Here is a 16,039-nt window from a genome sequence, read left to right on the forward strand (position 1 = left end):
AATGATAGTTAATTCCTCCTCTAATAAATATTCTTTCAAGGGCAGTGATTTTATCGCAAATTATGCGCAAAATTTTATCACTAAACCAATCCCTGAAGTAAAACAGGAACAAGCACCCGCAGCAAATACCGCTTTGACGGGTAATGACTTTATTGCAAATTATGCACAGGTTTTAGTAAACAGGACAAAGCCTGCGGTAAAAACTGAACAAGCTCAAACACCACAAATTGCGTGGAAGAATGATTTGCGCTCTATGTTTGAAAATAATAAAGTAGTTATGCATGCCTTAATTCCAAGAACCTTCAATGCCAAAGACAAAGACGGCAACCACCTTATAGAAGACGGCGAAGAGCAGGGAACTTTTTACAATGCGGTTGAAAGGCTTGATGAATTAAAAAAATACGGCGTAAATACTCTTCACCTTCTGCCTATTAATCCTCCCGGAACAACAGGAGCGTTTGGTACCGCCGGCAGTCTTTATGCACCAAAAGATTATCTTCAGATTGATGAAACCCTGGGCGGCAAAGAAGGGTTTAAATACTTCGTAGATGAATGTCATAAAAAAGGTATAAGAGTTATGGTAGACTTGCCAAGCTGTGCTTCTTTAGACTTGTTTAACGCAAGACCCGATTTGATGGCTGTAGATGAGCGCGGATACGCAGAAACACCGCAAGGATGGCAAGATATCAGAATGTTTGACCCTTATACGGACAAAGATAAGAAAATTTTAAATAAAGCTTTGGTGGATTATCATAAACAATTTGTAGATATGCTGCTTGAATGTGGCGCTGACGGTATCAGAGCAGACGTTGCAAGAGCGAAACCCGCAGAGTTTTGGGATGAGATAATTTCTTACACAAGAAGCAAAAATCCTGAATTTGCATTCCTGGCAGAAACTTATACCTATGAAGACGCTTCGCCGATGTTAAACATGCCCCATGACAGACCTGAAGAGCTTCTGGCTGTGGGTTTTGATTCATATTACGGACAATATCACATCTTCCCGTTACGCCAAAAAGCGAGTTACCTTCACGATTATGTTGTAGAAAACCTTGATATGAGCCACAGATTGCCAAAAGGGAAGTCGTTAATAGGTTCATTTGCCACTCACGATGACAAAAGCCCTATATCAAACGGCGGAGTGCCTTATTGTAATCTGACAACAGGTTTACAGTTTACTTTGCCCATGACTAATCCTTATTTTGTTACAGGCTTTGAATCCGGTGATACATACATTTATCCTTACAAAGATAAACCCGCTCAAAAAAGCGCCACTGATTCTTTCCAATATATTGTCCACTCTCAAATGGTAGATATATTTAACCTTTCAAGAAAACCCGGCGGCGAACACCCTGAAATAGGTGATTTTATGGGCAGAATGGCTCAAATAAGAAAAGACCACGAAGATTTAATAGCTAAAGGTTCTTACATTCCTTTCAAAGATACCCAAAATAAAAATGATAAAATTATTGCTTATGCAAGACATAAAGACGGTAAAACCCTTTTGACAATTGCAAACAGAGATGTTAATGCAGTGCAAAAAGGTAAAATTACCATCCCCGGACTAAAAGCTTCACAACCTTTGGTAGATTTAACCCTTCCATACGGGCAGCCAAGCAGATACACGGCGCTAAATAATACCGTTGAAGTTGAATTAGGACCGGCAAGAGTTCATGTGTTTGAAATAGATACTCCTGATATAGAAAAAAAAGCAAAAGAAGTTTACAAGCAAAATATTTAAAAACGAAGTTGCAGTGGTGCAGGCGCAAGGGGCTACAGGTGTAGGTGGTGCAGGGGCGGCGCGGCGGTGGTGCAGAAGCGCAGGCAATACCTGGCTTAAACTGATTTTCGGTTCCTCACTGCGCCCGTTACGGCACAGTAACAAAAACATTAAGAAATGTTACAATTTTTCTGTTTGTTGAAATATCAGATAATGTATAACTTTTATATATAATATGTACGGGTAAAATAAGGAGTAGCAGCATGACATCAATCCAAAATAATATGAGTTATGATTTTAACAAAGACGGCAAAGTAACTTATGATGACTATGAATATGCCGTAGAACAAAAAATCACTTTGACTACGGATGAAGTGAACGCATTTGATACGTTGAAGTTGAATGAAATAGTCAATCAAATCGAAGAAGATAACGGTGAAATTGAAACAGCTATTGTTAATGAAGAAAAAGCATTAAGTTTTGCTACAAATTTATCGGAACCGCCTGATACCAATGATGCTAAAACGTTAAATGCATTACAGCTTATAGCTGCCGATTTGTCAGCCTATATCAAAAATTGTGCGCAATCTATAAAATATTTGGAAAGCGTCAACGAAGATTTAAAAATTGAGTTAAAGGAAGTTGAAAATGAAATTAATATAGCCAAAGAAAAATATGAAGCTAAGACGAAAGAGCTTGCTCAATATCAAACTGAATTGACACATGAATTACAAAGGGCGCTGACAATTTCCGAAGAAGAAACGGATGCTATGAATGCCCGTTCAAAAAATGCAATAGATAAAGCCATATCGGATTACAAGGATGGTAACTATCCGAACCAAGATCTTCAAGATGTTATTACCGCTAAATTATCAAATATAGGTATTGATAAAACCCGAATTGATGCAGCATTCAGCATAGCGGACTCAACAGCGAGCAATATAAGAAGATGCGTAGCGGGTATTGAAACTATAACTTATAATATAAAAACAGCTAATGAAAAATATAATTCAATAAATGCACCTTATAACAACAATGTAAATTTGATAAATTCTCTGTTATCGTCTTCAAAAAAAGCGACAGACAGTTTCCAAAACGGATTTACCGCAAGACAAAATTTAAGGCAAGCATTGGTTGATAAATATTACGTGTCAACAGGCGGTGTTAAACCATCGTCCATATCAAACCCTCAAGTACAAATGCTTAATGAATTTTTGAAGAATAGAGAACTTGATAATATGCCTTTTTCTGATGCAAGAGTCTTATTAATACAGATATTCGGAGATTGTATTTCTTATAATGAAAGTAAAAATAAATTTACTATTCCAAAAGGGCATGGTGCAGCGGCCAATATCTACAACGCTTTAGTAGCTTCATTAAAGGTAAACTATAATACTGACGTTGTCTTTATAGACGAATTAACAGGTGAAGCAGATGAACAAAGCGGAAGTGACATAAAAACTAAACGCCGCGACCCTATAGGGTTTACATATAATAATACCCAATATGAATTCATCGCAGACAAAAATAATGACGGTAAATTTAATAACGAAAATGAATTTCTCGGAGCAGACAAAGGCTGGAATGAAATGATAGCCTATGATGTTGACGGTAACGGATTAATTGAGGGCGAAGAGCTTAAACAACTTAAACTTCTCGGAATATCTGAAGACGGCAAATATTCATTCACCAGTGCCGATAAAATCGGAATTGACAAAATTGACCTCAATAGCTATAACAAAATCAGCGAGAAGCAAATTAACAACAATATATTAGAAGGTACTTATACACTTTCAATCAACGGTGAAGATGTTGACGGTATACAAACTTTTGATACGGTAAAAAATCTGGAAAATACTTTTTCCACTGTATTTGATCAAGAAATATCCGATGAAAACCAAAGTTATAAAGAAAATCCTTTTATGGCAGAATTTGCCGGAAAAGTAAATACTAAAACAGTTTTATCTGATACGGATTTTGATAAATCTAAAACCGAAAACACCGTAGATATAAACACTTCAACTGCTGAATCAAAAGCCAAAAACTATACAGTAACTGCTCAGGATAAAAGTTTAAGCGAACCCAAAGATACTTCAAATGCGGAAGAACCGGCGGTAGCAGAAGAAAATACGGTAGAAAAGAAGTATAAATAAAAATTGCTAAGATTTTTTCCATTCCTCCAAATGGTTGTCGAAATATTAAATAATTAAGAAATGTTACAATTTTTCTGTTTGTTGAAATATCAGGCAATATATAACCTTTATATATAATATGTACGGGTAAAATAAGGAGTAATGGCATGACATCAATTCAAAATAATATGAGTTATGATTTCAACAAAGACGGCAAAGTAACTTATGATGACTATGAATATGCCGTAGAACAAAAAATCACTTTGACTACGGATGAAGTGAACGCTTTCGATACGTTGAAGTTGAATGAAATAGTCAATCAAATCGAAGAAGACAACGGTGAAATTGAAACAGCTATTGTTAATGAAGAAAAAGCGTTAAAATTTGCTCAAAATTTGTCAACGCCGCCCAATACTGATGATGCCAAAACATTAAACGAATTACAGCTTATAGCTGCCAATTTATCAGCCTATATCAAAAATTGTGCGCAATCTATAAAATATTTGGAAAGCGTAAATGTTGATTTAAAAGCTGACTTGAATAAAATAGAAAATGAATTAAATATAGCAAAAGAACAATATGAAGCTAAGACGGTAGAGCTTGCTCAATATCAATCTGAATTGACACGTGAATTGCAAAAGGCGCTGACAATTTCCGAAGAAGAAACGGATGCTATGAATGCCCGTTCAAAAAATGCAATAGATAAAGCCATATCGGATTACAAGGATGGTAACTATCCGAATCAAGATCTTCAAGCTGTTATTACCGCTAAATTATCAAATATAGGTATTGATAAAACCCTTATTAATGCGGCATTTAGTAATGCGGATTCTGCGTCCAGTAACATTAGAAGATGTGTAGCAGGGATTGAAACTATAACTTATAATATAAAAACAGCTAATGTTGAATACAATTCTGTTAATACTAAGTACAATGCAAATGTTACTTCGGTGAATTCACTATTATCTGCTTCAAGAAAAGCAGCCGATAGCTTCCAAAACGGATTTACCGTAAGGCAAAATTTAAGACAGACTCTTATTAATACTTATTATACCGCACCGACCGGCAGCGACCCCGCTTCAACAAGTAATGCACAAGTACAAATGCTTAGTGAATTTTTGAATAATAAAGAGCTTGATAATATGCCTCTTTCCGATGCAAAGGTGCTATTGCCTCAATTATTTGGCAGCTGCGTTGCTTATAATGAAAATACAAACACATTTAGTATCCCTAAAGGGCATGACTCAGCGGCAAATATTTTCAACGCTCTTGTAGTTTCATTAAATAATTACAATACCAACGTTGCTTTTATAGACGAATTAACAGGTGAAGAAGAGGGCGAGGAAGTCGGTACCACACGGACAGATCCCATAGGGTTTACATATAATAATACCCAATATGAGTTCATCGCAGATAAAAATAATGACGGTAAATTTAATAATGCAAGCGAATTTCTCGGAGCAGAAGACGGCTGGAATGAAATGATAGCCTACGATGCTGACGGTAACGGATTAATTGAGGGCGAAGAGCTTAAACAACTTAAACTTCTCGGAATATCTGCAGACGGTAAATATTCTTTCACCAGCGCAGATAAAGCCGGAATTGACAAAATTGACCTCAATAGCTATAACAAAATCAGCGAGGAGCAAATTAACAACAATATATTAGAAGGTACTTATACACTTTCAATCAACGGTGAAGATGTCGATGGCATACAAACTTTTGATACTGCAAAGAACCTTGAAAACACTTTTGCTAACGTCTTTGATAAAACAATAACCGATAAAACAGAAAATTATGTTGAAAATCCGTTTATGGAAGAATTTGTAGAAAAAGTAAATACAAGATCAGTTTTAGCCAAGACTGAAACCAACAAAACCCAAAATGAAGATACTATAAATGCAAACGTTGCAAAAGCAGAAGAAAAAACAAAAAACTATACGGCAACCGAGCAAGATAAAAAACTAAACGAGTCAAAAGATACTTCAAATGCGGAAGAACCTGTAGTAGCAGAAGAAAATACGGTAGAAAAGAAGAAAAAAGAAGTATAAATATAAGCACAAGCATTTAGAGGCGCAGAAGATTTTTAACTTCTGCGCCTCTTGATTTTCGATATAATTTATTTTAATTTTTACTACAATTGTAACAAATTGTGTAATACTCTAAATATGTGATTTAAAATTTGCAAAAATGTGGAATAATATACATGTAAAGAATTAAAGGTTATAGTTATGAAACAAAGACTATCAGCTTTTGATGACTTTCACAAAAAGTATTTTGTGATAAATAACTATTTTCTGTCCTTTAATTCTGACGAGATTTTTAAATTTGAACCGCAAAATAATACCTGCTCATCAAAAAGCAGGTATTATTTTGAGCTGAAAAAAATAGTTAACCTTCCTTGTCCTTGCTGCGGAAGGATTATGACAACCAGAGATGAAATGAACGATTTTGTAGAAAATATTAAAATGGCAAAAGGTCAGACTTTAATTGAGGAGTTAACAAAATACGAGGGGCGCATAAAAGGTATAGAAAAACAGGTATTAAAAAAAGTTAAAATTAACGCAAAAAAACACCCCGACAAAAATTTAAAAGAGCTTTTTAAACAAATGTACAGAAATTCCATACAACAGCTTGAAAATTCACAACAAAAAGTTATAGCTAAAGTTATGAAATTATCCGACGGGCTTGAGGGTCGGACTTATATAACAGTAAAAAAGGATATAAAAACCGTAAACACCCTTTTGCAAAAAAGGCGTAACTCACAAGTTTTCAAAAGAAAAACTTTTATTACAAGTTTTTATAAATTGATAATGGAAGAAGAAAACCCTCGTAATAAAAAAATTCTTGAACTTATTGCCCAAAAAGCCAAAGGTTTGCCGACATCAGGTAACAGCACGGATGCGTTTATTGTTAAGTATCATAGACGACGAATTGACGAAATCGCCCAACGATTGCTTGACGCTTCCCTTGCCAGCACAGAACATGTAAATCCCCGCAGCTGCGGCGGGGTAAATGACCCTTCTAACTATCTTGTACAGTGTAAGTATTGCAACAGCGAAAGAAGTTCGCTAGAGTACAAAGACTGGCTAAAAAAACACCCGGAAATGAAAAGAAATATTCAGGTTCATATAGATAAAGTGATATCTTTAATTCTTAACGAACAAATAAACGGTTATGATTTTTATCCTTTGGTTATAAAATATACACTTGTAAAAGAGTCAAAAGGCTTGCTTGATATTAATATTGAAAATATTATAGATTATTTAAAGTATAAGTACCTTGCCGCTTAAAAATATTTTCTCGCAAAACCGTATACTTTACCTATAATGTATAATTTGTTAATTTCTTCTTTCCTCAAAATAATTTGTGCATAGTCTTTATTATCAGAAGTTATAATGACTTCATTAATATTTTTGGACAGACGTTTAACAAAAATTTCATTCTCATACATAAAAATATAAATATGATTATCGATGATTTGTTCGTTTCCGTAATGTTCTATCAAAACCAAATCCCTGTCCTTGATTTCAGGCTCCATGCTATTTCCCCGGATTTTTATAACGGAGTATTTTTTACCCGGTCTAATTTGCTTAGGCATCAATTCTAAAGGAAGAGCAATTTTTTCTGAATTTTCAGATGCTGCAATGCCCCCGATTCCGCAAGATGCATAGATATCATAATAAAAATCTAACGTAACTAAATTACATTTTAATGTATTTTTTTCACTATCTTCATCGGTAAAATAAGATAAAGGAACTCTAAAATTATTACAAAATATCCTCAATTTATTTAACTGCGGTTCATTTATACCATTTTCCCAGTGAGATATGGTTTTCTGATCGACGCCTATCGCCCTTGCTACAACTTCCTGTGAAAGCCTTAGTTCTTTCCTTTTCAGCTTAAAACGCCGAGATATTGTATTTACCATTTCCATTCCTTTTTCTTATAAATGCCCTTGACAATTATTACAAATTATCCTATTATTGTTCCAACATGCATGTCATAAAAATAATAATAAAAAAAAATTGTTTTTACAAGTAAATTAATTAGAAATTGTGGAGTATGAAAATGTATCAAAAAACGAAAAAATGTGCGTATTGCACTGCCTTTTTGAGGTGCGAAATTTGCGGCGCTCAGACCTGCGACAATACTGCGGAAGAGAATTATTTAATTTATCAAACAGGGGAAAAAAGTCTTTTTTACAACTTTTTGGAGAAAAAAATTTACAAAAACTCCTTAACTAATGAGTTTAAGGAAATTGATTTTCAAACAGCAATCAGGGAAATTGATACCTTGCCGGATAAAACGTCAGACTGGAAACGGCTGCAAATTATCAATATAGCAACAGATTTAGGGTTGTTGGCTTAATGAGAATTAAACAAATTATTAATGAATTGGATAATATTGATAGAGTAATTTTATCAATAAGTGATTTGCTGGAATCTGCAGATAAGGCAAAAGATATTACTAAAATACAACAGGAAATTAATCAATTAACTGACAAATTAATACGATTAAAAGAAACAGTTAACGAAAAAAGGAGAATTTAGGGATATGAAACGTGATATTTACGGCTATTTAGAAGCCTTGGGGTTACTTTTAATATTGATAATCTATTACATATATTTTGTAACCGTGTAAAGGAGTAATATTGTGATAAATTTAGACGAAGCGGCAAAAATGCTAAAAATGAAAACTACTACTTTGCGTTATTGGTTGAAAAAAAATATCCTTGATTGTAAAGAAAACGGCTGTACTTTTGATTTGAATAACTTAACTTCAAAAACAAAAGTGTCAAAAACAATACAGACCCAAAGAACAATAAAAAGGTATTATGAACAAATTATGATAGAAAATCCAAATATATTTAAAAAAATCTTTGAAAATTACATGGAATTCGTAAAAAAGATAAAAAGTATAAACAAAATGTGCAAAAACCTTAACTGGACAACCTCTGCTATTGATTGTTATTTGGCAGGATTGAACTGCTCAAAATGCTTTAATGAGCGGATATGCAGTAAATTTACCAAGGAGGGGCAAACTCCTCCCATGAAAAAAACTGTCCTGCTGCTTATTAAAAACAGAGGAATTCCTGTATTTACAAGTCCTTTTGAAGAAGAAGAATCTATTCGTCTTCTATGATTGATATTTCGGGTTTGGAATTAAAATTGTCTATAAAGTGGGAGTATCTTTCCATTCTGAGTTTTAACCAGCTCACCATGGTATCTGAACCATATACTTCCACTATTCTTTTTCTTGAAAATTCTCTGTAAGGCGTGATTTTAGATTCTTCAAGGTAAGTATTGCACTTGCAATTAAGCTCTTCTATTAAATCGTAGAGCGTTTTAAGCCATGCAGCCTGAACGTTATTTTCTTCTACCTGAAATTTTAAAATCATTGTGTACGCTTATTCCTGACTATTCTCGATATATTACTACTATAATTGTAACATATTGTGTATTTTTTTAAAGTATTAAATATATATATTATAAGCATTTGTTGAGCATGTTTTTAATAGACTGAAACTTACAATAAAAAGTGTAAATTTTTCTTTACATTCTCGTTGAAAAGACTAAAGTTTTCCTTAAAACAGTCGATATACATGTTATCGGATAGAAAAGGAGTTATCGAACATGAGTTTTAATTCAGGAAACAATATTCAATTTAATCCGGAACGCTATAAACCGATTGAAAAAACTCAATTGGAAAAAACTATTGATAAGTTTTTGTTTCCCGTTTTTGATTTCTTTTCAAGAACAACCGAAGAGGATGCACCTGAAGCTGAAATTGCTATGGACAAAGAGTTCGCTCAAGAATATGAAACATACAAAAATATTAACGGTAATATAAGAGCAATTTTGACCGCTAATGATAAAAAAAGCGGACATAGCTTTAATATGGTTATTTAGGCTTATAATATTGAATGTCATAAGCCCAAACATTGCTCAACGCAAGCGTTTTGGCTTATTCTGTATAGTTTTGTAAATAAAATAATAAAATAGTTGAAAAATTTTTTTGTGGTAGTAATATAATAATATAACTAACCATAGATAGTAGGATAAATTGTTTCCTTAATAGTTACCTAACGCTGCTAGTAATAGCAGCTTTTTTATTATGTATAAACATGCCCGAAACTTGTATCATATCGCTAATTTTGTTAATATAAAACAGTGACTTGATAAATGGAGAAATAATGCCAGCCAAAGTAAAAGAAGTAAAAACGGTTAATTATCCGTTTTTGACTGCTCCGGTTGAAATTTACGAGCTTGAAAACGGACATAAGGTTGTCTTTGCGAAAAAAGAAGGCGATTTAATTAATATAAGCTCATGGGTAAAAACAGGGTCTATCAATGAAGATGACCATAATAACGGGATTTCGCATTTTTTGGAACATTTAATGTTTAAAGGAACAACTAAATTTAAAGCCGGCGAATTTGACAGACTTTTAGAGTCAAAAGGAGCTGTCATAAACGCCGCAACCTGGAAAGATTATACATTTTACTATATAACCATGCCTAAAGGCGTACACGGACAAAATGTTGATTTTGCCATAAAAATGCATGCCGATATGATGGTAGATGCACGGCTTCCTAGGGAAGAAATAGGTCCTGAATTTGACCCTGCCAATCCTGACGTAAAAGAAAAACGCGAAAGATACGTCGTTATTGAAGAAATCCGCATGAGAGATGACCAGCCCTGGACAAAAACTTACAACGAGGCTAACCATAATATGTATGATAATCACCCTTACGGACGTGATGTTATAGGTACTAAAGAAATTATTGCAAATATTTCCCAAGAAGAGATTGTGGATTATTATAACTCTTACTATACCCCTGAAAATATTACCACTATCGTCGCAGGGGATATAGATTTTGAAAAAGCACTTACATTAATCCGGGGAGAGTTTAAATTCAAACACCAAAAAGGCAAAGAAAAACCCGGGCTTGCCGAAGTTGAGCCTTTAAAGGCGCCCGTATACGTTGAAAACAAAGGCGAAATCAATACGGGATTTTTGATTATGGGCTTCCACGGGGCTAAGGCAACGGATAACAAAGGAACAATTTTGCTTGAGATTGTAAGTTTAATTTTAGGGGACGGTATAAGTTCGAGGCTTTATCAAAATCTTATTGAAAAAAGCACCAAATCTATTTTTAACGTAATTGACAGCGGGCAATACCAGTTTAAAGACGGTAATACTTTCTTTATTAATGCGAATTTTGACCCACAACATAAAGAGCAGGCAATCACAGCCATCAAAGAAGAGGTCCGCAAAATGCAAGATGAGCTTATCAGCGATGAAGAGCTTGAAAAAGCCTGTAAAAAACTAAAAGTCAAATTTGCAGACAGTGCGGAAACAGTTTCTGAAATAGCAGAAACTATCGGATATTATATGACGGTATGTGAGAGCCTTGAGCAGTGTGGAGAGTATCTCACGGTGCTTCAGGATATTACAAAAGAAGATGTACAAAAAGCCTGCCAAAAGTATCTTGATTTGAATACATATTCAATGTCTATACTTATGCCACAGTAATTAAGGAAAAATTATGATAAAGAAGTTTAATTTACATAACCAAATCAAAGTAGTGTATAAAAAAAATCAGTCAACGCCAAGAATTAGTATTAATTTGTTTTTAAATACCGGAATTATAGATGAGCCTAAGGCCGGGATTGCTTCTTTGGCGTGCAGACTGCTAATGCAGGGTACAAATAAGCGCAGCTCGCAAAAACTGGCTGATGAGATTGATTTGCACGGGATTGAACTGTCTTGCGACTCTAAGCAGGATTATTTGAAAATTCGGGCTACTTTTTTAAACGAAGATATCGAAACAGCGTTAGATTTAATGAACGATATTGTTTTAAATTCAACTTTTGAAGAATTTGAAAAAGAAGTAAATAAGATAAAGGGCGAAATTATTACCGATTTAGACTCACCTCGTACAAAAGCGCTTGATAATCTTATAAAAACTCTTTATGAAAATCATCCTTACGGCAACAGCCATACAAGAATTTTGGGAGAAATTGATACTATTACAAAAGAAGAGGTAAAAGAATTTTTCTTATCCGAATTATGCGCTGAAAATGTAATAATAAGTGTAGTTGGAGATATTGAAGAAGATACAATCAAAGCGTATTTGGAAAAATATTTCGGCGCTATATCTCAAAATCCTGCGGGATACCGTAATCGCAAGACCCCTGTTTTAACAGAATCAAAAACCGTTAAAATCGCCAAAGAAGACGCCTCACAAGCACAGGTTATTCAGGCATGGTTTGGACCGACACTGATTAATGAAGATTTTCCCGCTTTTATGGTTTTAAATACCCTCTTGGGTGCAGGCGGGTTGAGTTCACGCTTGTTTTTGGAACTGCGTGATAAAAAAGGTCTTGCTTATGTTGTAAGAAGCAATATAGACGGTATGAAATATGCGTCAACATTCAGTATTTATATCGCAACAGAGCCTAAAAATATACGAGTAGCGCTTGAAGGGTTTAAAGAAGAAATCGGCAAAGTCCAAAACACGCCTGTTTCACAGGAAGAGCTTGAAGGGGCTAAAAATAACATAACAGGCAAAAGAGCCTTCTTACATGAAACAAATTCGCAGCAGTCATACTACCTCGGGTACTATGAATTGTTAGGGCTAGGGGCAGAGTTTGATGAGCATTTAAATGAAAAAATTAATGCAATAACCCCTCAAGACGTTCAAAACATTGCAAAAAAATATCTTAGTGAAAAATCGGTTATCTCGCTGCTTGCACCTAAGGATTATTTATAAAGGGGGCAATCCTTTCACCTCTTAACCTTTATGAGCAGGTCTTTTTGCTCTCTTGTTAAAGCTTTTATTCTAAGCTCTTCTTTCATTGCTTCTGATTTTGTAGCAAACTCCTGTGAATAGACAACTTTTACGGGTTTGAACGCACGGGTGTATTTCGATGCTTTACCTTCAAGATGTTTTTTAAAACGTGCCTCGACATCATCCGTATAACCACAGTAATATGTGTTATTTTGGGTTAAAAGTATATACACAAAGTAACTTTTAGGCATTTTGTCTAATTTCCTCATAAACCTTCAAAATCTCATCAAAAGTGGGGATTTTCACTAATCTGTCACGATATGCCGCTGCGCCCCTGATATTTCTTATGTAATGAGAGTGAAATTTCCTCATAAACCTGACGGCATGAGGCTCTGAACGGTAAAAAATCTCCCGTTCAAAATGCTTTATAAGAATGTCGATACGCTCATTCAAAGAAGGTTCGCTCAAAATTTCACCGGTTTTAAAATAATGCTCTATTCTTGCTATAAGACCCGGGTCGCCTATAATTCCCCTGCCTATGGCTACTCCGCTGCAATTTGAGAGTTTTTGGCATTCAATGGCGTCTTGCGTTGAATTTATATCACCATTGGCGAAAACAGGGATGCTGACCTCGTCTGTCAATTCCTTTATTGCTGCCCAATCCGCTTTGCCTGAATACATTTGACTACGTGTTCTGGCATGAAGCGTAATCATATCTGCGCCGGCATCTTGCATAAGCTTGCCGAATTCGACGTAATTTTTGGAGTTGTTATCCCAGCCGAGTCTGAATTTAACGCTTAAAGGCACGTCAATCACGTCTTTTACCGCTCTTACTATATCAAATGCCAATTGAGGATTTTTCATCAAAGCTGAACCGTCCTGATTTTTGACGATTTTATTTACGGGGCAGCCCATATTAATATCAATCATATCAGCTCTTGAGAGAATTTTTTTGGCTGCTTTTGCCATAATATCGGGCTTGTGTCCTGAAAGCTGGTATGCAACAGGGTGTTCAAAATCTTCGCAATGCAAAATTGATTGTTCCTTGTTCCACAAAACAGCCTCTGAACTCAGCATTTCCGTGGTAAGCAGACAATCAGGCGACAATTCCCTTACAATCTGCCTGAAGGCGGCATCCGTTACTCCTGCCATAGGAGCAAGTGAAACTTTTGAATTTAATTTTAGTATTCCTGCTTCCAAACTGTTTTTATACATTTTATTTAATTTGAGATAACCTTTGTTTTGCATATTTTACATATTCATCGTTAGAATTTCCTGAAAGTTCAACAAATTTTTGATACATTTTTTTAGCTTCAACATAATTTTTCAAAGCGTCATAATCCAGCGCTATTGAATAGTATGCCATATGTAAATCGGGGATAAGCGAAACAGCTTTTTTATAATCTGTTATTGCTTGAGCGGGTTTACTCTGAACATCATAAACCATTCCCCTGTAATAATATGCGTAACCGTTTTCAGGACTTAGAGTAATAGCGGCGTTTAACATAGTCAACGCTTCCGTATAGGAATTCTTATCAAATAATTCCACGGCTTTATTCATTTTTTCTTCACTTTGAGCAAATTTGACGGTTTTTAGAGCATCCTGAATATCGGGATTTATATTATCCAAAGAGGCTGCTTTTTTCAAAGAAGCTTCGGCTTTTGCATAATCTTTTTTATAATAGTATGCTAAGCCTAAAAAATAGTGCGCATTAGGATTTGAAGGGTCCATAGCGGCAACTTTTAAATAGTTTGCTATGGCATCATCATATTTTTCCATCGCCTGATAACAAGCCCCTATTCCTAAATAAACATCTTCTGTGGGTTCAGAAATAGAGCGGTATATATCAATTGCTTCCTGATATTGCTTTTTATCATATAATTCCGCCGCTTTATCCATTTTGGAAAAAGATACTTCCGCATTAAAGTCCTCAAGCATTTGAACAATTCTTTTATCGGACGGCAAGACAGACTTTGCCGTCTGCAGCTCTTCAATAGCTTTAGCGGTGTTATTTTGGGATTTATAAATCGCGGCTATATTCAAATAAGCATCCGCTGATTTATTGTTAAGCCTTAAAGCTTTTTGGTAATACGAGAGGGCTTCATTGTACCTTTTATTCTGATGAAGCATATAAGCAAATTCATACTGTATAGTATAATCATTCGGATTTTTTGCCGCAAGGTCATACATGTTATTTAAGGCAGCTTCTGTGGGCATTTCTTTAATAGTGGTAATGATATCTTCTTTTATTTGTGAGTTATTGGGGTTAGAAGCCAAAAGCGTTTTATAAATATCTATTGCTCCGGCTTTTTGCCCGCTTTTTCTTAATGCACTTGCTTTGTAAGAATTAGCCAAAACATCATTGGGATTGGCTTTCAAGACAGAGTCATAAATAGCGAGCGCATCTTGCAAATTTCCCTGCTGTTGGTATAAAGTTGCCATATTTAAGCGTATCATTTGATTTTGAGGGTCGATTGTCTGAGCAAGTTTGTATTGGTTAAGAGCTTTGTCCAATAAGCCTTTTTCCTGATAAACCGCGCCTAAATTCATTTGTGCAACGGGGTCTTTTGGGTTTTGTCGGACTTTTTCACTCCAGATGGCTTCCAATTGCGCCAATGCATCGTCTTTGGTAGAGGGATTTTCCATTGCTATATCAAATTCTTTTACCGCCAAATCTATTTTGCCTAAAGCAAGCAGTACTCTTGCGAATTTCAAATGGGTATTGGGGTCTTTTAAATCAATAGCAAGCGCTTTATCATAATAAACAGCCGCGTTATAGTTATCACCGAGAATTTTTGTAATATCACCCATGGAAACATAGCTCTCATAAGCAAAGTTTCTGTCTTGAGCTGCTGCTGCATATTCTACTACCGCAGGAATAAGTTCGCCTTTACCGCGCAGTTCTTTTGCTTTTTTCAAACGGGCTTGAGGCGATAAAGAAGCTTTTTGCACCTGCATAACAGAGGCAAGATTTTGTTCCGCTATTTTTATATTTTCATTTATAGTCGGAGAGTTCTCATAGTTTCCGTAATATTTTAGATAATAAATAGCGCTTCTATAGTCATTTGCGGCTTTTTCAAGGTCTGTTCCCTGATTATAATAATAAGTTCCTCTTGAGGTGTAAGCTACGCATAAATTATTTCTCACAGAAGGTTCCGACGGGTTTTGTTTAAGCGCTTTTGTCAAACTTTCAATAGCTTTTGTGTATTCACGATTTTGGATAAATTCCATGCCCGCATCATAATGATTAATATTATCATTGTAACTTTGGACATATTCGTATGAAAACGCAGGCAAAGAAGCAATATTCAAACATATTAACAAAGCAGCTACGGCATAATTTTTTTTCATATTAATATCCTCAACTAAATCCTACATCAAGTATAGCAAA

Annotated in this window: 15 protein-coding genes; 10 read left to right on the forward strand and 5 right to left on the reverse strand. The window is 35.0% G+C overall.

The genetic code is table 11. The features are described from left to right. Position 1: 1 nt before the first annotated feature. The 4 genes from PHX18_04795 (at position 2) to PHX18_04810 (ending at position 7,145) form a co-directional block, all read left to right on the forward strand. Positions 2-1,741, forward strand: coding sequence for an alpha-amylase family glycosyl hydrolase (locus tag PHX18_04795; protein ID MDD3593926.1), 1,740 nt, complete (start codon positions 2-4; stop codon positions 1,739-1,741). Between the two features lie 242 nt (positions 1,742-1,983). Next, on the forward strand, positions 1,984-3,873 hold the full coding sequence (locus PHX18_04800; GenBank protein ID MDD3593927.1) for a hypothetical protein: 1,890 nt from the start codon (positions 1,984-1,986) through the stop codon (positions 3,871-3,873). A 146-nt stretch (positions 3,874-4,019) separates the two neighbouring features. Next, positions 4,020-5,903: a hypothetical protein gene (locus PHX18_04805; protein ID MDD3593928.1), complete on the forward strand. Its 1,884-nt coding sequence runs from the start codon at positions 4,020-4,022 to the stop codon at positions 5,901-5,903. 180 nt (positions 5,904-6,083) lie between these two features. Then, positions 6,084-7,145, forward strand: coding sequence for a hypothetical protein (locus PHX18_04810; GenBank protein MDD3593929.1), 1,062 nt, complete (start codon positions 6,084-6,086; stop codon positions 7,143-7,145). Here PHX18_04810 and PHX18_04815 read toward each other — a convergent pair. Continuing rightward, a complete protein-coding gene (locus PHX18_04815; GenBank protein MDD3593930.1) occupies positions 7,142-7,783 on the reverse strand; it encodes an XRE family transcriptional regulator in 642 nt (213 codons plus the stop codon). The two genes, PHX18_04810 and PHX18_04815, sit on opposite strands and share 4 nt — an antisense overlap. A gap of 140 nt (positions 7,784-7,923) precedes the next feature. Between PHX18_04815 and PHX18_04820 the strand changes: the two genes are divergently transcribed. The 3 genes from PHX18_04820 to PHX18_04830 all read left to right on the forward strand — a co-directional run bounded on the left by PHX18_04820 (position 7,924) and on the right by PHX18_04830 (position 8,997). Beyond that, positions 7,924-8,223: a hypothetical protein gene (locus PHX18_04820; protein MDD3593931.1), complete on the forward strand. Its 300-nt coding sequence runs from the start codon at positions 7,924-7,926 to the stop codon at positions 8,221-8,223. Further along, positions 8,223-8,405 (forward strand): hypothetical protein, encoded by a 183-nt coding sequence (locus PHX18_04825; protein ID MDD3593932.1) that lies wholly within the window; start codon positions 8,223-8,225, stop codon positions 8,403-8,405. The genes PHX18_04820 and PHX18_04825 overlap by 1 nt, the downstream gene beginning before the upstream one ends. A 103-nt stretch (positions 8,406-8,508) precedes the next feature. Then, positions 8,509-8,997, forward strand: a complete 489-nt coding sequence (locus tag PHX18_04830) for a hypothetical protein (protein MDD3593933.1) — start codon at positions 8,509-8,511, stop codon at positions 8,995-8,997. On the opposite strand, the gene PHX18_04835 is transcribed toward PHX18_04830, so the two are convergent. Beyond that, positions 8,981-9,253 (reverse strand): hypothetical protein, encoded by a 273-nt coding sequence (locus tag PHX18_04835; protein ID MDD3593934.1) that lies wholly within the window; start codon positions 9,251-9,253, stop codon positions 8,981-8,983. The two genes, PHX18_04830 and PHX18_04835, sit on opposite strands and share 17 nt — an antisense overlap. A gap of 235 nt (positions 9,254-9,488) precedes the next feature. On the opposite strand from PHX18_04835, the gene PHX18_04840 reads away from it, so the two are divergent. From PHX18_04840 to PHX18_04850, 3 genes are all read left to right on the forward strand, one after another. After that, positions 9,489-9,764 carry a hypothetical protein gene (locus tag PHX18_04840; GenBank protein ID MDD3593935.1) on the forward strand — a complete coding sequence of 92 codons (276 nt, stop codon included), beginning with the start codon at positions 9,489-9,491 and terminating at the stop codon, positions 9,762-9,764. 284 nt (positions 9,765-10,048) lie between these two features. Then, a complete protein-coding gene (locus tag PHX18_04845; protein ID MDD3593936.1) occupies positions 10,049-11,389 on the forward strand; it encodes a pitrilysin family protein in 1,341 nt (446 codons plus the stop codon). Positions 11,390-11,402: 13 nt separating this feature from the next. Next, entirely contained in the window at positions 11,403-12,629 is a 1,227-nt protein-coding gene (locus tag PHX18_04850; protein MDD3593937.1) for a pitrilysin family protein, read from the forward strand. A gap of 14 nt (positions 12,630-12,643) precedes the next feature. On the opposite strand, the gene PHX18_04855 is transcribed toward PHX18_04850, so the two are convergent. Genes PHX18_04855 through PHX18_04865 form a run of 3 tightly spaced genes read right to left on the reverse strand, consistent with a single transcriptional unit; the run spans position 12,644 to position 15,999 of the window. Further along, positions 12,644-12,898 carry a GIY-YIG nuclease family protein gene (locus PHX18_04855; protein ID MDD3593938.1) on the reverse strand — a complete coding sequence of 85 codons (255 nt, stop codon included), beginning with the start codon at positions 12,896-12,898 and terminating at the stop codon, positions 12,644-12,646. After that, on the reverse strand, positions 12,891-13,895 hold the full coding sequence (gene dusB / locus PHX18_04860) for a tRNA dihydrouridine synthase DusB (protein MDD3593939.1): 1,005 nt from the start codon (positions 13,893-13,895) through the stop codon (positions 12,891-12,893). Before dusB ends, PHX18_04855 begins: the two co-directional genes overlap by 8 nt. Next, on the reverse strand, positions 13,864-15,999 hold the full coding sequence (locus PHX18_04865; GenBank protein ID MDD3593940.1) for a tetratricopeptide repeat protein: 2,136 nt from the start codon (positions 15,997-15,999) through the stop codon (positions 13,864-13,866). Before PHX18_04865 ends, dusB begins: the two co-directional genes overlap by 32 nt. Positions 16,000-16,039: the final 40 nt, after the last annotated feature.

The organism is Candidatus Gastranaerophilales bacterium, from assembly GCA_028696075.1.
In the GTDB taxonomy this organism is placed as follows: domain Bacteria; phylum Cyanobacteriota; class Vampirovibrionia; order Gastranaerophilales; family JAILCC01; genus JAQVHS01.